Origin of the sequence: Azospirillum sp. TSH64, assembly GCF_003116035.1 — a bacterium.
GTDB lineage: Bacteria > Pseudomonadota > Alphaproteobacteria > Azospirillales > Azospirillaceae > Azospirillum.
Genome location: NZ_LGQW01000015.1, coordinates 2,295,731 through 2,320,349, shown reverse-complemented (window position 1 = coordinate 2,320,349; position 24,619 = coordinate 2,295,731). Strand labels below are relative to the sequence as shown.

The 24,619-nt window shown below is 63.8% G+C and carries 18 protein-coding genes; 7 read left to right on the top strand and 11 right to left on the bottom strand.

All coding sequences use genetic code 11. The features are described 5' to 3' along the window. The first annotated feature begins 29 nt into the window (after window positions 1-29). Entirely contained in the window at window positions 30-1,013 is a 984-nt protein-coding gene (locus TSH64_RS12055; RefSeq protein ID WP_109445306.1) for a CobD/CbiB family cobalamin biosynthesis protein, read from the top strand. Between the two features lie 119 nt (window positions 1,014-1,132). After that, entirely contained in the window at window positions 1,133-2,077 is a 945-nt protein-coding gene (locus TSH64_RS12050; RefSeq protein ID WP_109445305.1) for a DMT family transporter, read from the top strand. Window positions 2,078-2,086: 9 nt separating this feature from the next. Here the strand turns inward: TSH64_RS12050 and TSH64_RS12045 are convergent, their stop codons facing one another. The 3 genes from TSH64_RS12045 to htpX form a co-directional block, all read right to left on the bottom strand. Beyond that, window positions 2,087-2,812, bottom strand: a complete 726-nt coding sequence (locus tag TSH64_RS12045; RefSeq protein ID WP_247872899.1) for a hypothetical protein — start codon at window positions 2,810-2,812, stop codon at window positions 2,087-2,089. Window positions 2,813-2,831: 19 nt separating this feature from the next. Continuing rightward, window positions 2,832-3,764 (bottom strand): exopolyphosphatase, encoded by a 933-nt coding sequence (locus TSH64_RS12040; protein ID WP_109445303.1) that lies wholly within the window; start codon window positions 3,762-3,764, stop codon window positions 2,832-2,834. Window positions 3,765-3,865: 101 nt separating this feature from the next. Then, entirely contained in the window at window positions 3,866-4,864 is a 999-nt protein-coding gene (gene htpX, locus TSH64_RS12035) for a zinc metalloprotease HtpX (protein WP_109445302.1), read from the bottom strand. 104 nt (window positions 4,865-4,968) lie between these two features. Here htpX and TSH64_RS12030 point away from each other — a divergent pair, with 104 nt between their 5' ends. Then, the gene (locus TSH64_RS12030) at window positions 4,969-5,157 is read left to right on the top strand and encodes a succinate dehydrogenase assembly factor 4 (RefSeq protein ID WP_109096931.1); all 189 of its coding nucleotides are present in this window, start codon (window positions 4,969-4,971) and stop codon (window positions 5,155-5,157) included. 21 nt (window positions 5,158-5,178) lie between these two features. Here TSH64_RS12030 and TSH64_RS12025 read toward each other — a convergent pair whose 3' ends face one another. The 5 genes from TSH64_RS12025 to TSH64_RS12005 form a co-directional block, all read right to left on the bottom strand. Further along, complete coding sequence (locus tag TSH64_RS12025; RefSeq protein WP_109096930.1) at window positions 5,179-6,255, bottom strand: sn-glycerol-3-phosphate import ATP-binding protein UgpC; 1,077 nt, start codon at window positions 6,253-6,255, stop codon at window positions 5,179-5,181. 25 nt (window positions 6,256-6,280) lie between these two features. After that, entirely contained in the window at window positions 6,281-7,129 is an 849-nt protein-coding gene (gene ugpE / locus TSH64_RS12020) for a sn-glycerol-3-phosphate ABC transporter permease UgpE (protein WP_109096929.1), read from the bottom strand. Further along, window positions 7,126-8,010, bottom strand: coding sequence for a sn-glycerol-3-phosphate ABC transporter permease UgpA (gene ugpA, locus TSH64_RS12015; RefSeq protein ID WP_109096928.1), 885 nt, complete (start codon window positions 8,008-8,010; stop codon window positions 7,126-7,128). Before ugpA ends, ugpE begins: the two co-directional genes overlap by 4 nt. Window positions 8,011-8,090: 80 nt before the next feature. After that, on the bottom strand, window positions 8,091-9,446 hold the full coding sequence (gene ugpB / locus TSH64_RS12010; RefSeq protein WP_109096927.1) for a sn-glycerol-3-phosphate ABC transporter substrate-binding protein UgpB: 1,356 nt from the start codon (window positions 9,444-9,446) through the stop codon (window positions 8,091-8,093). Between the two features lie 284 nt (window positions 9,447-9,730). Next, window positions 9,731-11,335 (bottom strand): ATP-binding protein, encoded by a 1,605-nt coding sequence (locus tag TSH64_RS12005; protein WP_109096926.1) that lies wholly within the window; start codon window positions 11,333-11,335, stop codon window positions 9,731-9,733. Between the two features lie 277 nt (window positions 11,336-11,612). Here TSH64_RS12005 and TSH64_RS12000 point away from each other — a divergent pair, with 277 nt between their 5' ends. Continuing rightward, window positions 11,613-12,371, top strand: a complete 759-nt coding sequence (locus TSH64_RS12000) for a SprT family zinc-dependent metalloprotease (RefSeq protein WP_109096925.1) — start codon at window positions 11,613-11,615, stop codon at window positions 12,369-12,371. A 34-nt stretch (window positions 12,372-12,405) separates the two neighbouring features. On the opposite strand, the gene TSH64_RS36605 is transcribed toward TSH64_RS12000, so the two are convergent. The 3 genes from TSH64_RS36605 to TSH64_RS35325 all read right to left on the bottom strand — a co-directional run bounded on the left by TSH64_RS36605 (window position 12,406) and on the right by TSH64_RS35325 (window position 19,070). Continuing rightward, window positions 12,406-15,678, bottom strand: coding sequence for an EAL domain-containing protein (locus TSH64_RS36605; RefSeq protein WP_109096924.1), 3,273 nt, complete (start codon window positions 15,676-15,678; stop codon window positions 12,406-12,408). A 1,554-nt stretch (window positions 15,679-17,232) separates the two neighbouring features. Next, the gene (locus TSH64_RS11990; protein WP_109095393.1) at window positions 17,233-17,814 is read right to left on the bottom strand and encodes a site-specific integrase; all 582 of its coding nucleotides are present in this window, start codon (window positions 17,812-17,814) and stop codon (window positions 17,233-17,235) included. A gap of 542 nt (window positions 17,815-18,356) precedes the next feature. Beyond that, window positions 18,357-19,070: a hypothetical protein gene (locus TSH64_RS35325; protein WP_146208021.1), complete on the bottom strand. Its 714-nt coding sequence runs from the start codon at window positions 19,068-19,070 to the stop codon at window positions 18,357-18,359. 712 nt (window positions 19,071-19,782) lie between these two features. Here TSH64_RS35325 and TSH64_RS11980 point away from each other — a divergent pair. Genes TSH64_RS11980 through brxC form a run of 3 tightly spaced genes read left to right on the top strand, consistent with a single transcriptional unit; the run spans window position 19,783 to window position 24,607 of the window. Then, entirely contained in the window at window positions 19,783-20,379 is a 597-nt protein-coding gene (locus TSH64_RS11980; protein ID WP_109096922.1) for a DUF1819 family protein, read from the top strand. Continuing rightward, entirely contained in the window at window positions 20,376-20,948 is a 573-nt protein-coding gene (locus TSH64_RS11975) for a DUF1788 domain-containing protein (protein ID WP_109096921.1), read from the top strand. Before TSH64_RS11980 ends, TSH64_RS11975 begins: the two co-directional genes overlap by 4 nt. Window positions 20,949-20,959: 11 nt before the next feature. Further along, entirely contained in the window at window positions 20,960-24,607 is a 3,648-nt protein-coding gene (brxC, locus tag TSH64_RS11970) for a BREX system P-loop protein BrxC (protein ID WP_109096920.1), read from the top strand. The last annotated feature ends 12 nt before the right edge of the window (window positions 24,608-24,619 follow it).

The window sequence follows — 24,619 nt, the reverse complement described above, 5'->3', positions numbered from 1 at the left end:
GCCCGCTGATCCTCTGCCCCGGAGACTCCATGTTCGGTTCGGCCTTCGGCGGTCCCGGCCCGCTGCTGCTCCTGCTGCTGGCGCTGGGGATCGACGCGCTGTTCGGCGACTGGCTGGATCGCATCCTGCCCGACCCGGCGGGTCTGGCGCGGCGCTTCTGCAACGCCGCCGATGCCCGGCTGAACCGGGCAGAACGGGGCAAGTCGGCGCAGGTGTTCCGCGGGGCGCTGGTGGTGCTGGCGCTGGTGCTGATCGCCGCCGTCGCCGGGCTGCTGGTGGAATGGATCGGCTCCATCGGCCGCGGCTGGATGGTGGAACTGCTGGCCCTGCTCTGCGGCCTGCGCGGCCGGGCAGCCTGGACCCGCGTCCGGGCGGTGCGGCGTGCGCTGGAAAGCGGCGGAGTCGTTGCCGGGCAGGAGGCGATCCAGTCGTTGACCCGCCGCCATGTCTATGGGCTGGACGAGCATGGCATCGCCCGCGCGGCGGTGGAGGCCGCCGCCCGCGCCTTCGACCGCAAGCTGGTGGCGCCGGTCTTCGGCTATGCCCTGCTCGGCGTGCCGGGCCTGTTCGTCTGGACCGCGATGGACGGCGCCGACGCCGCGCTCGGCAGCCCCGGCGTCCGCCATGGCCGCTTCGGATCGACCGCCGCGACGCTGGACGACGCGCTGAACGCCCTGCCCGCCCGTCTGGCCGGGCTGCTGCTGGCGCTGGCCGCCCCCTTCATCGGCACCGCCAAGGCCGGAAGCGCTCTGCGCGCTCTCGGCCGTGACGCGCGCAAGCACCCGTCGCTGAACATGGGCTGGCCCATCGCCGCGATGGCCGGCGCGTTGGGGCTGGCGCTGGGCGGCCCGCACCGCGATGGCGGCGTTGTCATCACCGAGAACTGGATCGGCGACGGCCGCGCCCGCGTCACCCCCGCCGACATCGGACGGGCGCTCGCTCTGTCCGCCGTCGCCTCCCTGCTGTTGGTCGGGCTGGTGGCGCTGCTGCTGTGGGGCGTCGCCGGCATCTGAGTTGCCGCAACCTCGCGCTCCAGCCCTGCGCCCCGGACACGGCAATGTCCCGCCCTTGTCAGGCCACCGCCCGCGCCCTGTCCATATACTAGTATGACGAGGCAGGGAAAGCGGGGGCGATGAGTACGGGAGAGAGTGCGCCGGCTGCGGCGGAGGGCGCGCAGGCGGAAGCAATTTTGGCCGAGCGTGCCCTGGCGGAACGGCGGTCGGGCCGGGCCGGTATTTTCTGGATGATGCTGACGACCCTGCTGTTCGTCACCCAGGACGCCACCATCCGGGTCCTGACCAAAAGCTATCCGGTGGTGGAGGTCGCGTGGGCGCGCTTCGCCGTGCACATGCTGCTGGTGGGTACGGTCGTCGCATGGCGCAGCCCGCATCTGATGGTGTCGCACCGGCTGCCGCTGCAACTCGTCCGCTCCTGCCTGCTGCTGGCGACCACGCTGTTCGCCGTTCTGGCCCTGCGCAGCATCCCCTTCGCCGAGGTGCAGGCAATCGCTGCCGCCGTGCCGGTCCTGATCACGGCGCTGTCGGTGCCATTGCTGGGCGAGAAGGTCGGCTGGCGGCGCTGGGTTGGCGTGCTGGTCGGGATGGCCGGCGCCCTGATCATCGTCGGGCCGGTGGGCGGCACCTTCCAATGGGCGCTGGCCCTGCCGCTGGCTGCGGCCTTCAGCAACGCGCTGTACCAGATCGCCACCCGCAAGCTGCGGGGCGCGGATTCGCCGACGACCACCATCTTCTACACCGGCATGGCCGGGACGGTCGCCTGTACGCTGGCCCTGCCCTTCAACTGGGTGACGCCCGACCTGACGGGGGCGGCGCTGATGATCCTGCTGGGGACGCTGGGCGGCATCAGCCATTTCTGCCTGATCCGCGCCTACAGCGCCGCCCCGGCCGCCACCGTGGCGCCCTTCGGCTACACCACGCTGGTGTGGGCGGCGGTCTATTCGCTGATGCTGTTCGGCGAGGAGCTGCGCCTGTCGACGATCCTCGGCACCGCCGTCATCGTCGGCAGCGGCGTCTACATCTTCTATCGCGAACAGATGCGGTCGCGGCAGCCGTCGTAAGGAAACGCGTCAGGCGGCTTGCGGCCCGACATCCTCCACCATGTAGAACGGCCCCCGCCGGTCGCGCTCGACCCGCAGGATGAAGCGGCTGACCCCACCGGCCTTGATGGTCCAGAGATCGCCGCCGCCGTCCAGCGGGCGAAGCTCCAGCTCGTCCGGAACCGGCGTCTCGCCCAGCCGCTTCAGGATGCGGTCGGCGCGGGTGCGGTCGATGCCGGGAAGGCTCTCGGCGGCGCGGGCGTCGAAGCGGTCGCTCTTCACATAGCGGGTGCCGGCGCCCTGGATCGGGCTGGACGGACGGCCGGGCTGCATCCGCGCCCGCGCCGCCATCAACCGCCAGCGGGCAGTGCCACAGGCCCGGATCGCGGCGGCATGGACGGCGGCCACCCGCTCGATCAGCTCGGGGAACAGTGGCATCAGCTCGCGGCGCTTGTAGGCGACCCGGCTCATCAGCTCATGAATCGAGCGCTCGCTCGCCGCGGCGGCATCCGGCAACTCCACCGTCTCCGCCGCCAGCAAGGCCGGGATGGCGTCGAGCGCCGCTGCCGCCACCAGCGCCTCGATGCCGGCCAGCGCCGCCGCCCCTGCCGCACCGGTGCGGGCGATGGCATCGGCGACAACCGGCCGGGCGCGGTCGAGCGCCTCCGCCCTCGGCACCTCGTCGGACAGGGCGGACAGCCAGCGGGCATCGAACAGAGTGTCGTCGGAGAAAGGAAGAAAGGCGCTCAATCGCACAAAACCCGGTCGGTGACGCTCAGCCGTCCGCGCGCATGCGGGCGACCACCGCCTCCAGTACCTCTTCCGCCCGGTCGTTGTCGACCTGGCAGGTGCCGGCCGCCTGATGGCCGCCGCCGCCATACTCCAGCATCAGCGGGCCGATGTCGGTCTTGGAACTGCGGTCCAGGATCGACTTGCCGCAGGCCAGCACGGTGTTCTGCTGCTTCAGGCCCCACAGGACATGGATCGACACGTTGGTGTCGGGGAACAGCGCATAGATCATGAAGCGGTTGCCGGCATAGATCGTCTCCTCCTTGCGGAGGTCGAGCACGACGACGTTGCCGCGCACGGTGGCGCAGCGCTTCAGCTGATCGACGAACAGCTCGGCATGCTGGGTGTAAAGCTCCACCCGCTCCTTCACGTCGGGCAGATCCAGGATCTGCTCGATGGAGTGGCTGCGGCAGTAGTCGATCAGATCCATCATCAGCTGGTAGTTCGACACCCGGAACTCGCGGAAGCGGCCGAGGCCGGTGCGCGCGTCCATGATGAAGTTCAGCAGGGTCCAGCCGGTCGGGTTCAGGATGTCCTCGCGCTGGTACTGCGCCGAGTCGGCCTGATCGACCGCTTCCATCATCTCGTCGGAGATGGTGGGGAAGCGCTCCTTCCCGCCGTAATAATCATAGACGACACGGGCGGCCGACGGCGCCTTGGGGTCGATGATGTGGTTGGGCTTCTCGCCGACGCGCATGGTTTCCGACAGGTGATGGTCGAACACCAGATGGGCGCCGTCGACATAAGGCAGGTTGGTGGTGATGTCGCGGTCGGTGATCTCGATCTTGCCGTCCTGCATGTCCTTGGGATGGACGAACTTGATCTCGTCGAGGATGCCCAGCTCCTTCAGCAGGACGGCGCAGACGAGCCCGTCGAAATCGGACCGGGTGACAAGGCGGTACTTCGCGGCGTCGGACATGCAAGAAATCCCCTGGCGACCATCATGGTTGAGCGCGTGCCGGAAGGGTAGTCGCCTACCCCTTCGGCGCGCAATGCTTTACCAGAGGCCCGCCTGAGAGATCAGCCCCAGGGGCCGCGGCGGTTCTGCGGCATGAAGCCGCCTTGGCTGCTTTGCGGCGGCGCGCCCCAGGGCGAGCGCCCGTCACGCGGCGGAGCCGCACGGCCACCCCCACCGAACCCGCCGGTAAAGCCGCCAGTCTGGGCGGCCATCGCGCGCAGCCGCGCCACCCGCTCGCCCATGTCGGGGTGGGTGGAGAACAGGCTGGCCATGCTGGCGCCGCTGAGCGGATTGGCGATGAACAGGTGGGCGGTCGCCGGATGCGCCTCCGCCTGATAATTGGGGATGTGGTTGGCGCTGTTGTGGATGTTGGTCAGGGCATCGGCCAGCCAGTTGGGGCGGCCGCAGATCTCCGCGCCGATGCGGTCGGCCTCGAACTCGCGGGTGCGGCTGATCGCCATCTGCACCAGCGTCGCGGCGATGGGCGCGAGGATCGCGGCCAGGATCGCGCCCACCATGCCCAGCGGGTTGCCGCCGCGCTCGTCGTTGCTGGAGCCGCCGAAGAACAGGCCGAAGTTGGCGAGCATCGACACCGCACCGGCGATGGTCGCGGTGATCGTCATGATCAGGGTGTCGCGGTTCTTCACGTGGGCTAGCTCATGCGCCATCACGCCGGCGATCTCCTCCGGCGTCAGGCGCTGCAACAGGCCGGTGGTCGCGGCGACCGCCGCATGGTCCGGATCGCGGCCGGTGGCGAAGGCGTTGGGCTGGTCGTTCTGGATGATGTAGACGCGCGGCATCGGCAGGCCGGCTCGTTCCGCCAGCCGGGCGACGATGCCATGGAATTCGGGGGCGGAATAGGCGTCGACCTCGCGGGCGCCGTACATCGACAGCACCATGTCGCCCGAATTCCAGTAGCTGAACAAATTCATGCCCAGCGCTATGACGAAGGCGATGATCAGGCCGGTCTTGCCGCCCAGCAGGAAGCCGACCGCCATGAAGATCGCCGTCAGGCCGGCAAGGAGGATGGTGGTCTTCAGATAGCTGGTCATGATCGCCATATCGGTTCAGGATGGGCCGAAGCGGGGTAACCCGCTCCGATCCCGGACATGGCAAAGATATGGGGCCGGGCCGCGCCCGCGTTCAAGATACCCGCAGTATCGCGATGGACATGATGACCGAACCGACCAAGCCGCAGCAGGACGCCGCCGAGGCGGTGTCCGACCAGACAACTCCGGACGCCACGGAAACGAAGAGCCCCGAACAGAAGCCCGGCGAGATCGGCGGCCCGAAGGGGCCGGAGCCGACCCGCTACGGCGACTGGGAGTTCAAGGGACGCTGTTCGGACTTCTGATCGGAGAGCGACCGCACCCGGTCACTCCACCCGCCGGCCGGTCACCGCGTCGAACAGGTGCAGGGCGCCGCCCTGCGGGGTGACCGTCAGCCGGTCGCGCTCGCGCACGGTGGGGATGCCCGCCATGCGGACCAGCAGGCTCTCGCCGTCCGGCAGGCGGCCATAGACCACGGTGTCGGCGCCCAGCGCCTCGACCAGCTCGACCTCGATGGAGAAACCGCCTGAGAGCCCCTCCGCGGCGACGGCCATGTGCTCCGGCCGGATGCCCAGCTTCACCGGGCGGCCTGCGTCGGTCGGGCGCGGCTGCGGCAGGGCCAGGCGCTGGCCGCCGGGCAGCAGCACCGCCTCGCCACGGTCGTCGATGCGGCCATCCAGCACATTCATCGGCGGCGAACCGATGAAGCCGGCGACGAACAGGCTGGCCGGGCGCTGATAGACCTCCAGCGGCGTGCCGATCTGTTCGGCGACACCATGGTTCATCACCAGGATGCGGTCGGCCAGCGTCATCGCCTCCACCTGATCGTGGGTGACGTAGAGGCTGGTGATGCCGAGCCGGTCCTGAAGCCGCTTGATCTCCACCCGCATCTGGGTGCGCAGCTTGGCGTCGAGGTTAGACAGCGGCTCGTCGAACAGGAAGGCGGCCGGTTCGCGCACGATGGCGCGCCCCATGGCGACGCGCTGGCGCTGGCCGCCCGACAGCTGGCTCGGCCGGCGGTCGAGGAAGCGTCCGAGCTCGAGGATGGTCGCCGCCTTGTCGACCCGCGCCCGGATCTCCGCCTTCGGAATGCCGCGGATCTTCAGGCCGTAGGCCATGTTGTCGAAGACCGTCATGTGCGGATAGAGCGCGTAGTTCTGGAACACCATCGCGATGTCGCGGTCCTTGGGGTCCAGATGGTTGACCACGCGCCCGCCGATGGCGATCTCGCCGCCGGTGATGCCTTCCAGCCCGGCGACCATGCGCAGCAGGGTGGACTTGCCGCATCCCGACGGGCCGAGCAGGACCAGGAATTCCCCGTCCTGGATCGCGATGTCGATGCCCTTGATCGCTTCGACCGGGCCGTAGGACTTGCGGACGTTGCGGATTTCAACGGTTGCCATTGTTTTTCTTTCCCTTCGCCCGCGCTTACTTTTCGCTGTCCACAAGACCTTTGACGAACCAGCGCTGCATGAACACCACCACCGCCACCGGCGGAAGCATCGCCAGCACCGTGGTCGCCATGATGATGTGCCAGTCGTTGGCCGATTCGCCGGTGCCGATCATCTTGGTGATGCCGGTCACGATGGTTTCCATGTCGCCGCTGCTGGTGACCAGGAGCGGCCAGAGATACTGGTTCCAGCCATAGATGAAGAGGATGACGAAGAGTGCGGCGATGTTGGTGCGCGACAGCGGCAGCACCACGTCGATGAAGAAGCGCACCGGCCCGGCACCGTCGATCTTCGCCGCCTCCAGCAATTCGTCCGGAATGGTCAGGAAGAACTGGCGGAACAGCAGGGTCGCGGTGGCCGAGGCGATCAGCGGGATTGCGAGCCCGGCATAGCTGTTGATCAGGCCCAGATCGGCGACGACCTTGTAGGTCGGGATGATCCGCACCTCAACCGGCAGCATCAGCGTGATGAAGATCAGCCAGAAGAAGGCCATGCGCAGCGGAAAGCGGAAGAAGGCCACCGCATAGGCCGACAGGATTGAGATGGCGATCTTGCCCAGCGCGATGGACAGCGCCATCACCAGGCTGTTCAGCATCATGGTGCGGACGGGCGTGTACATGGCGCGGTCGCCGGCCTCGCCCACCCAGGCCTGGGCGTAGTTGGTCAGCCCCTGCCCGCCCGGCCACAGCGGCAGGCCGCCGCGGCCGATGGTGCCGGAATCCCAGGTGGAGCCGATCAGCGTCACATAGATCGGATAGGCGAAGATCAGGACGCCGACGATCAGGACGATGTGCGGCAGCAGATCGATGAAACGGGTCGGCTTCATGAGTAGTGGACCTTGCGCTCGACGAAGCGGAACTGCACCGCGGTCAGCGCGATGACGATCACCATCAGGATCACCGACTGGGCCGACGATCCGCCGAGGTCGTTGTTGACGACGCCGTCCTGATAGACGCGGAAGATCAGCGTTTCCGTCGCCTTGCCCGGCCCGCCCTGGGTCAGGGCATGGATGGTGCCGAAGGTTTCGAAGAAGGCATAGACCATGTCGACCACCAGCAGGAAGAAGGTGGTCGGCGACAGCAGCGGGAAGGTGATGGTCCAGAACCGCCGCACCGGACCGGCGCCGTCGATGCTGGCCGCCTCCATCACCGACCGCGGGATCGCCTGCAATCCGGCCAGGAAGAAGATGAAATTGTAGGACACCTGCTTCCAGCTGGCGGCCATGATCACCATCGTCAGCGCCTGCCCGCCGTTCAGCCGGTAATCCCAATCATAACCCAGCGCCCGCAGCGCCCGGCCGAAGGACCCGATGTCGGGGTTGAAGATGAACATCCACAGCACCGCCGCGACGGCCGGGGCCAGCGCATAGGGCCAGATCAGCAGCGTCTTGTAGGCCCGCGCACCCTTGATCTTGGAATCGGCCAGCACCGCCAGCAGCAGCGCCAGCCCCATCGCCAGCACGGTCACCGCCAGGCTGAAGACGACCGTGACCTTCAGCGTGTCGAGATAGTTCGGGTCGCCCAGCACATTGGTGAAGTTCTCGAACCAGACGAATTCGCTGCGGATGCCGAAGGCGTCCTGCAGATGCACCGACTGCCAGATCGCGTTGGCGGCCGGCCAGATGAAGAACACCAGCGTCACGGCCACCTGCGGCGCCAGCAGCAGGTAGGGCAACAGCCGGTTGTCGAAGGTGACGCGACGCTGCAAAGGATGGTCTTTCGTCAATGGTAAGCGGCGCCATCCCTCCCCCGCCACCGGGCGGGAGAGGGATGGTGTTGCAGGCGATCTCAGCCCTTGTTGGCGCGCTCGAAGTTGCGCAGCACGGTGTTGCCGCGCTTGATCGAGGCGTCGAGCGCTTGGCGGGCGTCCTGCTGGCCCTGGAAGGCCTTCTCAAGCTCTTCCTGGATGATGTTGCGGATTTCCGGCAGGTTGCCCAGCCGCAGGCCCATGCTGTTCTCGGTGGTCGGCGTCCGGGTCAGCTGGGCGGCCGGCACGTCGGCGCCGGGATTCTTCTCGTAATAGCCCTGCGCCTTGGCGAGGTCGAAGCCCTTCATCGTCACCGGGACATAGCCGGTGTCCATGTGCCACTTGGCATCGACCTCGGGCCGGGCGAGATAGGTGAAGAACTGCGACACCGCCTTGTATTCGGCCGGCGTGCGCTTGGGCGAGGTCATCACCCAGAAGGCGGCGCCGCCGATGATGCTGTTCTTCGGGCCGTCCTTGGCAAATTCCGGCCAGTAGGGCAGCGGAGCGGCACCCCAGGCGAAGGTCGCCTCCTTCAGGATGCGGCTGCGCAGGCCCGACGAGGCGTGGATCATCGCGCATTCGCCCGACGGGAACAGGGCGTCGGGCTTGTTGTCGCGGCCGCCATACTTGAACAGGCCGTCCTTCTGCATGTCGATCAGCGTCTGGACATGCTTGACGTAGAGCGGGGCGTCGATCTTCAGCTCGGCGTTCAGGCCGCCGAAGCCGTTGGCCTGGCTGGCGAAGGGCGTGTTGTGGATGGCGCCCAGCTGTTCGAACTGCGCCCACACCGGCCAAGCGGTGGTGAACGGACAGGTGGAGCCCGAGGCCTTCAGCTTCTTCGTCGCCTCGATCATCTCCGGCCAGGTCGCCGGCGGCTTGTTGGGATCGAGGCCGGCCTTCTGGAAGGCGTCCTTGTTGTAGAACATGATGGTGCTGGAGCTGTTGAACGGCAACGCCATCATCTTCCCGTCCTTGGACGAGTAGTACCCCTTCACCGCCGGGATGTAGGCGTCGGCGTCGAAGGACGCGCCCGTCTCCTGCATCAGCTGGTAGACCGGCTTCACCGCCGGACCGGCGGCCATCATGGTGGCGGTCCCGACCTCGAACATCTGCACGATGTGCGGCGCGTTGCCGGCGCGGAAGGCGGCGATGGCCGCCTGCATCGTCTCCGGATAGCTGCCCTTGTAGGAGGCGTTGACCTGGACCGCCTGCTGGCTGTCGTTGAAGTCCTTGGCAATCTGCTCAAGCTGGCCGCCCAGCGGCTGCGGCAGGCCGTGCCAGAAATCGACCACGGTCTTCTGCTGCGCGAGCGCCGAGCCCGGCAATGCCGCGGCGAACAGCAGGGCGGAAGCGGAGGCGGCGCCCGTCAGGAGGGCAAGCTTGCGGCGGGTCAACATGCGGTGGGTCTCCCTATCCCGGTATGGTTCGCGGTTGTCATGAGGGCAACGGGTTGCCGTCCCGCGACGCTTTCGTGAAGTTTTGGTGGCAATCGCCAACGTTGCTGTGTGCGATTGCGAAAAAGACCGGCAGCGTGATGATCGCTTCCGAAACTGTTTGGTTGCTCTAACCGTCACACTGCGCACGCACACGAGGGTCTGTCAAGGCGTCGCATTACAGTTTTGTGACGTGAAAATCGCGGCGATGGAATGTTGCAGAGCGAAAACGCGCAAGTGCGGAACGGCTAACGCGGGCAGGCGGCATCCGTCCGGCGGATGGGTGCCGGAGCCCCCGCCCGTCCGGCCATCAGGCTGCGGCTCAACAGGCGGCGCAGGGCGGCCGGATCGCAGGGCTTGTGGACCAGGGGAAAGCCGCTGCGGTCGACGCTGCGCAGCCGGTCGGGGTCGGTGTCGCCGGTGACGATGACGCCCGGCACCCGCCGGCCGCAGCGGGCACGGACCGCCTGGATGGCGTCGATGCCGGTCTCCGGTCCTGACAGCCGCAGGTCGGACAGCACGAGGTCGGGCGCCGCAGCACCGCCCCCCAGCCCGGCACAGGCTTCGTCGATGCCGCGGGCGGGGATGACCGCATAGCCCCAGCCGCGCAGCAACAACCCGATCCCCTCAAGCTGCACCGCGTCGTCCTCGATCACCAGCACCGTGCCGGTCACCGCAGGAGCGGCAGCGAAGGACGACTGCCCGGCCGCCGGCTCCGGCTCGCTGTCGCCGAACTCGTCGCCCGAGCGGTCGCCGTCATTGCCGGCCAGCGGCACCTCCACCGCGAAGACGGAGCCCTTGCCGAGCCTGGAGCGCACCGTCACCGGATGCCCCAGCACCTGCCCCAGCCGCCGCACGATGGCGAGGCCTAGACCCAGACCCTGCTTGCGGTCGCGCCCCGGATTGCCGAGCTGGTGGAAATCCTCGAAGATCACGGCATGGTTGGACGGGTCGATGCCGACACCGGTGTCCCAAACCTCGATGCGCAGGAACTCGCCGCGCCGCCGTGCCGCCAGCAGGACTCCGCCCTTCAGCGTGTAGCGCAGGGCGTTGGCCATGATCGGCCGCAGCAGCCGTTCCATCAGCGCCGGGTCGCTGGTGATGTGGGCGTCGAACGGGTGGATGTTCAGGCGTAGCCCCTTCGCCTCCGCCTCCGGGCCGAACTCCTCCAGCATCTTGGCGAACAGTTCGTCGACCGGGAAGGTCTGCGGCTTGGCGGTGACCAGCCCGGCCTCCAGCGCCGAGACCTCCAGCAGGGCGCGCAGCAGCGCCTCGCCGCCGAGGATCGCCTGCTCCAGCTTGTTCGCCAGCTCGATGGAGGCCGGATCGGTCAGCCTGCCGCTCAACAGATGGTGGAACAGGTGCATCGCCTGGAAGGGCTGGCGCAGGTCGTGGCTGGCCGCCGACAGGAACTTGCCCTTGGCGGTGCGGGCGCGCTCGGCATCGGCGCGGGCCTGCGCCGCCTCCGCCCTTGCTTGCGCCAAGGCGGCCGCCCCGGCGTCGGCCACGAGAGCCACCGCGTGGATACGGCCATCGGCGCCCGTGACCGGCGTCAATGCCGGCGTGACGGGAAAGCCGGGAAGTGGTCCGGTGGCGGAGGCAGGCGTGCCGGTCGCCATCACCCGCCGCCGCAGCCCGTCGATCGCTTCGGCCGTTCCGGCCGGCAGCCCGGCCTCCGCCAGCGACAGCCCCTCCACCCTGCCCGGCCCATGGCCGATCAGGATGGCGAAGGCCGGATTTGCCACCAGCACGCGCCCGTCCTCGCCAAGCAGGGCCTGGGGAGAAGCGTTGGCCGACAGCAGTGTGTCCAGCCAATCCTCACGTGTCGGAGTCTTTCCAGGGATGAGGGGCATGGCATGTACTCGGCAATGCTAAGGGGCGAGGCGAACGGAACAACCATAGGCAAACGAACATGTGAACCGGCGGCAAATGGGAGGTCTACAGACCACCGCGTTACCTCTGCTTTATCTTGTGCCCCGATCGATCGTGTCAAATGTGACCTCAGTCGATCCCATAGGCCGGGATCGTTCAAAAGCCCTAATGCTTTAAGCCGAAACCGAACCGCGGCACCATTCAGACAAAGGGCGGAGGATGCTTCCGCAGCCGGCAGTGGCCGCGCTATAAGACGGCATGGTGCAACGCCTCCCCGCCCTTGTGCGTCGCCGCAAGCGATCCGCCGCCCGGCCGCCCCAGCCGCCCCGCGCGCTGGAGATATCCGGCCTGCCGATTCCGCTGGAGCTGCGGGAAAGCGCGCGTGCGACCCGCATGACCCTGCGGGTCGATGCCGGGCGCGGGCTGGTCCAGGTGGTGGTGCCGGTCGGCGTGTCGGAAACCGATGCCCGCCAGTTCGTCGGCCGGCATGACGGCTGGCTGCGGGCGCGGCTGGCGGCGATGCCGCCGTCCCTGCCCTTCGCCGACGGCGCCAGCGTGCCCTATCTCGGCGTCGAGCATGTCATCCGCCACGACCCTGCCATGCGCGGCCCGACGCGCCTTGAGGACGGCGCCCTGCTGGTCGGCGGCCAGCCCGAGCATGTCGCCCGCCGCATCCGCGATTTCCTGACCGCGGAGGCCAAGCGCGAGCTGGCGACCCGTGCCCGGCTGAAGGCCGCAGTCATCGGCGCCCGCGTGGCGGCGGTCACGATCCGCGACACCAAAAGCCGCTGGGGCAGCTGTTCGTCCACCGGCCGGCTGTCCTTCTCCTGGCGGCTGATCCTGACGCCGGAGCCGGTGCTGGATTACGTGGTCGGCCACGAGGTGGCCCATCTGCGCGAGATGAACCACTCGCCGCGCTTCTGGGCGCTGTGCGCCAGCCTGACGGACGGCAGCGGCGTGGACTGGCCGCGGGCCTGGCTGAAGGCGAACGGCACGCGGCTGCTGCGGTACGGGTGACGCCCGGTGGGTGACGCCTGCCCTGATCGACCGCCTAACCCACCGGTTCGGCCACCCGCGGCTCGGCTGCCGCTGCGTCGCGGCGGACGAACTCCAGGAAATCCTCGTAGGGCATCGGGCGGCCCAGCAGATAGCCCTGGCACTGGTCGCAGCCCATCTCGGCGAGGCAGCCATACTGCTCCTCCGTCTCCACCCCTTCGGCCAGCGTCTGCATGCGCAAAGACCGCGCCATGCCGATGATCGCCTCGGCGATGGCGCCGCTGTCCGGGTTGCCGGCGCGCAGGCCGCTGACGAAGCTGCGGTCGATCTTCAGCTTGTCGACGCGGAAGCGCTTCAGATAGGCCAGCGAGGAATAGCCGGTGCCGAAATCGTCGATGGCGACCGGCACCCCCAGCTCGCGCAGCCGCGAGAAGGTTTCCGACACCACGTCGGACTCGTCCATCAGGACGCTTTCCGTCACCTCCAGCTCCAGCGCCGAGGGCGGGATGCCGTAGGCCGACAGCCAGCCGGCCACCCGCTCCGCCAGTCCCGGACGGCGCACCTGCACCGCCGACAGGTTGATGGCGATCAGCAGGTCATGGTGGCGCAGCAGTTCGGCCGCGCGGCGGCAGGCCTCGCCCAGCACCCAATCGCCCAGAGGCAGGATCAGGCCGGTATCCTCGGCCACCGGGATGAACTGGCCGGGCATGATCAGCGTGCCGTCGGGCTGGCGCCAGCGCACCAGCGCCTCCGCCCCGATCAGCCGGCGGCCGTCCATGGAGAACTGCGGTTGGAAATGCAGTTCCAGTTCGTTGTTGGCGAGCGCCCGGCGCAGGTTGTTTTCGGTCCACATCCGGTCCGACGCGCGGCGGTTCAGCTCCGGCGTGAAGAACTGGTAGGTGGCGCGCCCGGCATCCTTCGCGGCATACATCGCCATGTCGGCGCTTTTCAGCAGCCCGTCGATGTCGGTGCCGTCGTCGGGGTAGATGGCGATGCCGATGGAGGGCGTGACCCGCAACTCGTGCCCGTCGATCAGATAGGGTTCAGACAGAGTGTGCAGGACCTTGCGCGCGACGATGTCCGCCGCGTCGGGGCTGCCCATGTCGCCGATCAGGATGATGAACTCGTCGCCGCCCTGGCGGCTGACGGTGTCGCCCGCCCGCACGGTGCCGGTCAGCCGCCCGGCCACCTCGCGCAGCAGGTCGTCGCCGACCTGATGTCCCAGGCTGTCGTTGATCGTCTTGAAGCGGTCGAGATCGACGAACAGCAGCCCGACCTTGGTGCCGTGGCGCCCGGCGGCCAGCATCGCGCGCTCCAGCCGGTCGCGCAGCAGGAAGCGGTTGGGCAGGTCGGTCAGGAAATCGAACTGCGCCAGATGGCGGATGCGCTCCTCCTGCGCCCTGGTCGCGGTGATGTCGCTGAAGGCCGCGATATAGTTGGCGACGGCGCCGTCCTCGTTGCAGACCAGCTTGACGCTCAGCCACTCCGGGAACACCTCGCCGTTCTTGCGGGTGCTCCAGATCTCGCCGGCCCAATGGCCGTTTTCGAGCAGCTGCGCCCACAGCTCCTCATAGAAGCCGGAGGGATTGCGGTCGGAGCGCAGGAAGTCGGGGCCCCGGCCCAGCACCTCGTCCCGATCATATCCGGTGATGCGGGAGAAGGCGTCGTTGGCGGCGACGATCTGCCGGTGTTCGTTGGCGACGAACATGCCCTCGGCCGCATTGTCGAACACCTTGGCCGACAGGCGCAGCTGCCACTCCGCCCGCTTGCGCTCGCTGATGTCGCGGGCGATGGCCGAGTAATAGACGTCGCCTTCGTAGGTGATGCGGCTGGCGGTGACCTCCAGCTCCAGCGTGCGGCCGTCGGCGGTGCGGTAGGCGGTCTCGTAATGGCTGGCCGCGGCCTCGCCCTCGGCGGCGAAGCGCTTCAGCAGATCGGCCTGCCCCATCACGAGGTCTTCCAGCGTTCCGCCCAGGGCCTGGCAGCCGAAGGGATTGATGTAGGCGATGCGCAGGCCGGCGTCGGCCAGCACGACGATCTCCGACACATGGTCGATGAAGAAGTTGGCGAGATACAGCTGACGCGCCCGTTCGCGCAGCATGCTGTCGCTGTGCCTGACCCGCAGCTGATAGCCGCCGACGATGCGCCGGATCCAGCCGGTGACCAGCCATGACACGCCGACCGACGCCGCCAGCGCCACGGCCAGCACCGCCACCGTGGTCCAGACCCGCTGGTTGACGCCGCGGCTGATTTCCGCCCGGCGGACCTCCATCTCCTTGCCGACATCGTCGATGTAGAAGCCGGCGACCAGGATCCAGCCCCAGACGCTGGGGGCCGAGACATAGGCCATCTTCGGGGTCGGCCGGGCGGTGACCGGATGGATCCAGTCATAGCGCAGCTCGCCGCCGCCCTGGCGTCCGAGTTCCAGCAACCGGGTGACGAGGTCGCGCTCGGTCTTCCATGGCAGGTCGCGGGCGTTCATCCCCTCCGACGCCGGGGCGGTGGGCGACAGCAGCACCTGCCCGTCCTGGCGCAGCACCCCGACATAGCCGGTTTCCCCGAAGCGGAAGGCGCGCAGACGCTCCAGCGATTCGTGCTGCAACCGCGCCTCCACCGCTCCCAGCGCGTCGCTGGCGCCGATCACCCAGTCATAGGGTTCAAAGCGGCGGACGAAGGCCAGCTTGTCCACGGCCGATCTGTCGCCAGTTTGGACCGGATCGTCCGGCATGCGCCAGCGATAGCGGGCGAAGCCGCGCAGGCTGGGATCCTGGACGGCCCGCATCAGCTCGCGCATCACCGCGGCCCCTTGCGGATCGGGAGCGGAGAAGGGAGAGGTCCCCTCCCGCGCCGGGTCGACCGGCATCAGCACCGATTCGCCGTTCAGGTCGTTGATGAAGTAGTAGCCGCGCCCGCCGGAGAAGCGCAGCGGCCGCAGCGTCTGTTTGATCGATTCCTTCACCGACGCTTCGGGCAGGATGTCCTTTTCCCGGTCATGGACGCTGCGGGCGATGGAATAGGCCTCGTCCACCTGGGCGCGCAGCTGCTCCTTCAGCAGCGGTTCGACGCGCGAGCGCATGTAGGCGAGGTAGGACTGCGCGTTCTCCACCTCCTGCACCAGGGCCTGGTGCTGCTCCTCGACATAGCGCGCCTCGCTCTGCTGGAGGTCGTGCTCCAGGTCGGCCCAATGCTGCCAGACGAAATAGAGGCCGAGCCCGAGGACGAGCGCCGAGACCAGCGCCATCGACGCCAGGAATTGCAGGCGGTAGAGCCGGGCCTCGTCGGACGAGCGCGACGGCGCACGGACCAGCTCGGCGACGGGGTCGGACAAGAAGGGCTCCCTTCGGATGGCCTGTTCGGCGGAACTCGCGGAAACCGGCTGGGGCCGGTCCCGATGCGCTGTGCAAGTGTTGCTTAATGCTCGCGCGGATTCAACTGCAAGCAAATCAAATCCACCCAGGCGCGACTCTTTGACTGTTTTCCTCGCGTCTGGATGGACGGTGGCGTGCGGATCCCTATGTTGACAGGGAATTGACGGAAAGTCCGCCCGCGCAACGTTAGGCGCGGATTCCCTTAGGCTGGCAAAGATTCGCCCGTGAAGATTAATGCCGCCAACAGCGGAGCGGGCAGACAAGCCGGTTGGGCGGACGGATCGGGCCATCGCGAGGCTTTAAAACGCCCCCCGGCACCGCTATGGTCGCGCGCGCGTGCTATCAGACCCGCAGCCGCTCCTATTCCAGCGCCAGCATCCTCCGGAGAGTGCCGATGATCCCCCGCTATAGGCGTCAAGGGCGGATTCGGCGTTGCCAGCCAACGCAGTGCTCATCGGCCCGAACTGGCAGGCCATCACCCAGCCAACACAACGGCTGACGCATCGTCATGTTGACAGGGCGCGTTCGTCGGCCAAGCTGTTCCTGGTGCTGGGTTCCTTCCGCACCAGGACAGGAGTGTCGGCGGCGCGGCGGCGTTGATCAGGGAGAGATCGGCGCAGTGAATAATATCGACAAGACATAATCCTTCGTGGTATAAATAATCTTAGAGAACGCATGCGTTCATTCATAATGCCCAGGAGAGTACAGGGGTTCCTCCACCCCACACGGTTGGAGTTCGCGCGTGGAAGCGTGGCGAGCAGAAAACGACCATGAGGTTAGGGCAACCGACGAGACGAACATCATCAACCCACAGCAGGTGAGATGAGTAGCGACCGCTCGGTGGGACTTGAGTTCCCACAAGAAGGCTTAACGAAAATGAGGGTGGCTCTGTCTTCACATGTTTGACAACTACCCACACGCACCAGTTACTCGATTGCTGAGTGCGTGAGCTTGGAATTATCAATTCCATAACCGTTGACTCCCAAACGTTCACCGGAGATGCAAGGTGTAGCGGATGAAAAAGGCATGCTATGCACATCCAGCCTACAGTACCCCGAAGTCTCGCCATCAGGTGGAACGGGAGTAAGAAAGGCTGCTTAAGCAGGTACAGGGCAACCGCCTGCTGCTATTATAGACATGGCAAGTGGCTTATCGAGTGACTACATAAACTCAGGATGTCATCTTCTTCCCCTTGGTTCAGAATAATCAAACGTCCATGCGTGTGACTTTGAGTCTGGACCAAGGGGGAGAGAAAGTGACGTGAAATCTAGGATGTGAATCTGAATCATTCATTCAGTGATTAGGAATGGGCTGACGGACGTGATGCCGCACTGAACGAAGTGAAGGGCGAGAAGCACGTCCGATAGCCCGCCAGCAGCACCACCATGGTGCTGCTGAAGGTCATCAGGATCAGTTGGTTCATGTCGATGATGCGTTTGGTTACACGGCGGTTGGAACGGCCATGAAAAACCGTGGCAAACCGTTGATTTCCGGTACGCTGATGATCACTGGCATCAGATGATGTTGACCACCTTGCGCTTGGCTTCGGTATCTCCGTCGATGTAGCGGGCCGTGACGACCAGAGATCGGTGTCCAGCCAGTTCCATGACATCCCGCAGGGAACCGCCTACCAGGGTAATCTTGCGCGCAGCGTTGGTGATGAAAGTTCGACGACCTGAATGGCTAGAGCACCCGTTGAACCCAAGCCGGTGATAGAGGTCGAAGAACCAACGGGTGACCGATGCCGCCGACATCCGATGCCCGCGTTCCGAATAGATGATGTGCCTATCTGGATGCGGACGGCGTTCGGCATGAAGCTGCACCAGGGCGTCACGCAACTCCCTGCTGAGAGGGATGGTGCGACCAGACCCCATCTTTGCGGCGCGATCTTCCAGGTGCAGGAAATCCCCAACTTGGCCGTCTGAGTTGGTAACCATCCCCCAGGTCGCTTCGGCGATCTCCTTGGCTCTCAATCCAGCCCGCACGCTCAGCAGGAACATCGCCGCGTCACGGGCTGGGTTTCGAGTCGTGGACAGGTGTGCCAGCACTGCCTTCATCTGGGCTGTGGAGAGTACCTTTGCCTGCCGACCTGCCATGCTGATCTCACAATAAAACCGCACACAACAAGCATGGTCTCACGAGTTCTCAGTCTGTCAACCGAAAGATTGCGTCCAACACCGCACCAATCCTCATCTCACAAGAGAAGAGAGATTTTATGGTGATGGTGGTGTCGGCGAATCAGGTGGCGGGGCCAGCACTCATCACCATTTGGGCGGTTACAGGTACTGGCATGTTGGTCTTGCCATGAAAGCAGAGGAGATAAATACGGCTGACGCTGAATTCACAGCGTCTGACTGTGAGGTGAAATTATGACCATTCAGCAGATTGACGGCCTATCTTGTTCAGGTCAGCTAACGAAAACACATCCGTATACCGCTACCATCAACATGGACCCATACCTTTGGACGCGGTTCCAGAAGCTTGCTGAGAGCCATCCTGAAGCGATTATCAGTAACGTGGATAAATCTCTGCCCGATTTCTGGACGGTAACGGTCGCATGCGCGAGCGAGACAGTGCGGGACATGCTCGAAGATGCTGGGTGGTAATAGGTTCTTTCGTCCCAATCTCCTCTAATAGATTACATGCGGTGCTGCGGTTCGACCAAAACGACGTGTTGTAACCCGCAGCCCCAGTGTAGTTCGAAATCTGTAGCATCGGCATGGCTTTCGAAGACGAACGTCCCTGATAAGAATTTGCAATTCACGTCATCGACATTGCCCTCATAGTTCTTGATGTACTGGACAGGTACACTCTCTCTGGCGCACCAATCAAGCCTAAGGTCCACCACAGCCTTCTTGAGGAACTCATCGACCGGAACGCTTGTAGGACAGAGACGACGGATGCTGTGATAGCTGAAACGAATGGTAACCCTGTTGGAGCCAAGGCCATCCAGCAAGGGGGTCAAAGTTTCTGAGTTGAACTCACGGATACACCAGTCCGCCACGAGCGTCTTGAGAACAATATCCTTCTCCGGGATATCCCACAGTTCTGTCATGCCAACAAAATTGGCTTCGATGCCTGCACGTCGAAATCTATGCTCAAGACGCATTGCACATGGGTCCAATACCATGCCCCTCCTATCGCGCGGGCACAGACGACTGAACGGTTCATCACCATGTGATAGATGATCATTCAGCGACAGGACATTCGTGGACAGTGGAAGTCGCACCAGAAATACATCGTTGGATACGATGATGATGCTGGGCCTGGACCTATCTTCCTGAACGTGCGCGGTTTTGGTGCTGTGGATCAGACAATTGCCTTTATTTGTTACGAGTGGAGCGGGGATCATCGTGTCCTCCGAACTCTCTTTGATACCTCTTCCTGAGCTTGATCAAAAATCATTAGAAGAACCTGTAGCGCCAAGTCATCCTGACCAGCTTTCATCAGGTTAGTGTGCAAAAAGGAAAGCGTATTTGCACTAGGATTTTTAGCATCAGACAGATAATTACTGGCACGACACAGGTACATCTTACTGAATGCGCGACGAGATTGAATAAGATTTCGTTTAACAAGCTCGTTATATATGTATTCCAACATATTAGCCTCCATTGTTATGGAGTTATTTATCTAACTGATCGGCTTAGCGATTATCCTGCACGCCACCGCCAAAGGTCGTTCGACGGAACGACCGACACTCAGCAGAACGCCCCAAAAAGTGTTTCAGCCCTGTAACCTTTCAACGGAAAGGCGCAGGCGCGACGCTCCCGACGTTGCATCTCTGTCGCTGATCGGGCAGCATCTCCAAATGGGTATCGGCAATTTTAGTAAACCAAAGAGGCAATCGTGTTTCCGCGCTGTACCGCCGCCCAGCCGATCAGACCCTTGTCTCCCCTGGGGCACAGAAAGGCTGAGAGGACGCTTACGCGGCTCTGCACTGTGAACCCGAATCGGCGTCCCCTTCCGCGAAACGGTCGGTGCGCCGACCGAATTTCCCATGACCACTTCCAGGTGATCGGTTTTCCGATCAAGGCCCCCGCCTATTGCATTGGGAAAATCGCCTGATGGACGCTCTTTACAAGGCGGATATCGCGGGCGGTTCCCTGAAGGTACCTGAAAGCCGTGTGGTCGCGGGGCTGCTGCTCGATGGTGCCGATGACTCTGAATGGCGGGATGCCATCGAAGTGCGGAATGTCCTTCAGAAGCGCAGCCCTGGAACGGCAAAGAGACAGGCGTTGTTGGTGCGCAGCCGACTCGCAACTATGGGACCGGAACTCTGGGAACTCGTACGAGACGGTTCCCATGTTGTCGCCACGCATGCTGTGTTCTCCTGCGCAATCAAGCATTCCAGGCTGCTGGGCGATTTCCTCGATCTCGTGGTGCGAGAGCAGTTTCGGCTGTTTCGGCCAGACCTCCCGCGCAAACGGTGGAACGACTTTCTTGACCAGTGTCGAAACCGCGACCCCTTCATGCCCGAATGGCAGGAATCCACCTCGAACAAGCTTGCGGACAGCATCTACCGCATCCTGGCCGAGGTCGGCTACCTGACCGACACCAAGAACTACCGCATTCAGCCCGTCAGGATTTCAGCCGAAGTTCTTGCGTACCTCCGCGAGCACGAGGAGCAGTACGTGCTTCGTTGCATGCAGGTGAGCCTATGAGCGCGCTAACCGACCGACTAAACAAGGTGTTGGACCGGTTGATCTCCGACGAACTGCTGAGCGGTAAGGGGCTGGGCAACGAGATCGGATTCTACATCTTCGACTACCAGCCCGAGGACGAACTTGCGGTGCGGGAGCACATTGCGTTCCTGTTGGAGCAACTGCCCAAGAAGCGTCCTGGCATCCGGGTCAAGCACGTCAACCTATTCGAAATGGTCCTGGTGCACCTCGAAGAACGCAACCTTCTCGAGAAGGCGTTGGAGCAGGCTCGGGAAAAGGGCGATGAGTTCCTGCTGAAGGCTCTTGAGAAGCCGTTGCATGGGACGAAGCTTGCCCCGGTGTTCGAGAAGGCCTGCGACATACCAAATCATGACCTTTTCTTGGTGTCCGGTGTCGGAAGTGTATACCCGCTCCTTCGGACCCACACCATGCTGAACAACCTGCACCATGTGATGCAGGACAAGCCTTTGGTGATGTTCTTCCCTGGTCGTTATGACGGCCAATCCCTTCGTCTTTTTGGAAAAATAAAAGACGACAACTATTACCGAGCCTTCAAGCTCGTTGCGTGAGGTGGGGAATAATGATTATTCGTGAATTGTTCGACAAGAAAATTGACCGCCCCATTAATGGAGTCATTAAGGCCGATCAGCGGGACGATGATTCTGTTTGGCAGGAACTTGATGAGTATGTCATCACGCGGGAGCTTGATGTCCACTTCCGTAAGTTCTTTGATACCTACCTCAAGTCCCTGGATTTGTCTGGGGACATGGATGCCGCTGGAAAGATTGGCGTCTGGGTGTCGGGCTTCTTCGGTTCCGGTAAGTCCCACTTCATCAAGGTTCTGTCTTACCTGCTGTCGAATCGACAGGCGTCCAGGGACGGCGAGACGAAGCGGGCGATAGGCTTCTTCGGTGGCAAGATCACCGACGCCATGCTCGCTGCTGACATCAAGCGCGCGGTGAGCACCGACACCGATGTCATCCTCTTCAACATCGACAGCAAGGCCGACACCGGGAAGGAAGACCCCATCCTCACGGTCTTTCTGAACGTGTTCAACGAGTTGCTGGGATACAGTCCCGACCACCCGCACATCGCAGATATGGAGCGGTGGCTCGACAGTAAGGGCAAGTTCCACGACTTTCAGGTGGCTTACCGGGACATCGCTGGGGCCGAATGGGTGGAAGAGCGCGACGCCTTCTACCTGAATACCGACAGCATAAAGGCCGCTCTCGCGCGGGTGCTGGGCAAGTCGGAAGAAGCGTTTGAGCAGTGGCTCGATAACCCCGAGGCGGCCTTTCATCTCTCCCCTGAGAACTTTGCGGAGTGGGTGAAGCAGTATCTTGATTCCCGTGGTCCCAAGCACCGCATCGTGTTCCTCGTGGACGAGATCGGCCAGTTCATCGGTCAAGATACCCACATGATGCTGCGCCTTCAGACCATTACAGAGAACCTTGGCACTGTGTGCAAGGGTCGCGCTTGGGTGATCGTCACCTCCCAAGAGGACATCGAGGCGGTCCTAGGAGACCTGAAGTCCACCAAGAACAACGACTTCTCCAAGATTCAGGGGCGCTTCCGCACCCGCCTGTCGCTGTCCAGCGCCAATGTCGATGAGGTGATCCAGGCCCGCCTGCTGACCAAGACGGAGGATGCGAAGGATGTGCTGACCGCCGTCTACAAGGACAAGGCCGACATCCTGAAGAACCAGCTTAGCTTCACGAACACGGGCATGACCTTCCGCGCGTTCACGGACAGCAACCACTTTGCGGCGGTCTACCCGTTCGCCCCCTACCAGTTCCAATTAGTTCAGAAGATTTTTGAGGCGATCCGCCGTGTAGGAGCTAGCGGTCTGCATTTGGCGCGCGGTGAGCGGTCGATGCTTGACGCCTTCCAATCAGCGGCAACCCAGCTTGGCCCTCACGAGATTGGTGCGCTGGTGCCGCTGCACCGCTTCTACGCCTCCATCGAGAGCTTCCTCGATACGGCGGTGAAGGCCACCATCGACCAAGCCGCTGACAACCCTGCGCTGGATCAGCCATTCGACGGTCTGTTGCTCCGTACGTTGTTCCTCATCCGCTACGTTGATGAGATCAAGGGCAACGTCGATAACCTCGTCACCCTGTTCATCGACCAAATCGACGCGGATCGGTTGGCGCTGCGGAACAAGGTGGAGGCCAGCCTTCAGCGCCTTGAGGGGCAAACCCTAGTTCGCCGCAACGGTGACGAGTTCTTCTTCCTCACCGACGAGGAACGGGAGATCGGGCGTGGCATCAAAGCGGTCGATCTGTCGGGTGGGGAGGAGGTTAAGAAGCTCGGGGAACTGATTTTCGACGAGGTGCTGGGTGGCAACCGGAAGCACCGGTTCGAAGACACGAAGAAGGACTTTCCGTTCAACCGGTTCTGCGATCAGCACCCTCACGGGACCAAGACAGACGGAGACCTAGCGGTGTCTGTCATCACGCCCCTGTCCGACGACTATACCGACTGGCACGAGGCGAAGTGCCTTATGCAGTCGAACGCGGACGGCGGGCAGATCATCGTGAAGCTGCGCGACGACAGAAAGCTTGGCCGTGAGTTGCGCACATGGCTACAGACCGAAAAGTTCATCTCGCGCGCCAACGATGGTGGTCTACCTGCCAACACCATCAAGATTCTCCGTGACCGCGCGGATGAGAACCGGACTCGCTGGGACACGCTGATCGTTACCGTTCGCGGTCTGCTGAAGGAAGCTGACTTCTATGCCGCTGGGCAGGTGATCCGTCCCAAGGGTGGGTCAGGTGACGCCGCGATCAGAGAGGCGCTGGACTACCTGATCCGCAATACCTTCACCAAGCTCGGGCTGCTGAAGCACATCTGCCAAGACCCACAGGCCGAAATTCGCGCCGTTCTGAGTGCACCCGATACTGCTGACCAGAAGCTCCAATTGGACGGCGGAGAAGGCAACGCCGAGGCACTGAAGGAGGTATTGAGCTTCATTCGGCTCAAGGACACCGCTAACCAGAGAATCATCCTTCACGAACTCATCGAAGGGCGGTTTGGCAAACGACCCTATGGGTGGCCTGAATGGGAGATTTTGCTGCTCGTCGTGCGCCTGATGACCGGTGGCGAGGTCAGCCTCGTCATGGATGGCGCGACGCTCTCTCGGGACAAGGTGGGCGAGGCGGTTAAAACCCCGAACAAGTGGCGCAGCATGACGGTCGTGAAGCGTCAGACCGTTGATGCGGCCCTGCTTCAGAAAGCACGTAACATCGGCAAAGCTGTGTTCGCCAAGATGGGACCGGATGGCGAAGATGCGCTCTACACGTTCCTGCGGACCAATTGTGATGGCTGGGTGAACAATCTCACGGGCTATCTCAAGCTGGCTGAGACGGGCAACTACCCTGGCAAGGATGCCATCGAAGGTGGGCTGTCGCTACTGAAGAAGTTCATGGCCGAGAAGGAGAGCTACGGGTTCGTCCAGCGGTTCGTTGCGCTGAAGAGCGACTTGGAGGAGCTTTCGGATCGTGTGAACGATCTAGACACTTTCTACAGTTCCCAGCGTCCGGTTTGGGACGCCCTGCGGCAGCGGTACAGCGACTTCCAACTGAACAGGAAGGAACTCGATCAGAATGCCGATGCCGCCGCTGGCTTGAAGCGCATGAGCATCATCCTGAGCCACGTTGAGCCATACTCGTTCATCAAGGAGATCAACGGCCTCATCGCCAAGGTGGGCGGGATCAACGATGATCTCGTTGCCAAGCGGCGCTCTCATGCGGTGGGCAAGATTGATGAGCACATTACCGAAGTGAAGCAGGCGCTCGAACAGGTGGCCGCGCCACCCGACCTTCAGAACAAGTGCCTTCAGGGATTGCAGACGATCCGCACCAGCGTGCTGAAGGAGACCAGCATTGCTCGCATCTTCACGGAGCAGACCGAAGCTCTGGATGCCAAAGACATCGCCATGGAGCAGATTGAGGGTTTCGTCCGCAGCAAGGCGCCGCAACACAATCCCATTCCTGAACCGGTGGAGGAGACGGCTGGGGCAGGTCCAGCGGCGAAGGCTGATCCTCAGCCACCAAGCCGACCCGCGCCAGCAAAGCCGATCTTCAAGAAACCGCGCGTGGTGATCCCCGTCGCGATCCACAAGGGTGGTTACCTCAAGACCAAGGAGGACGTGGAGCAGTTCCTTGCCGCACTGCGCAAGGAGCTTGAAGACGCCCTCGCCAAGAACGAACCCATTGAAATCCGCTGACCGCCACGCCGA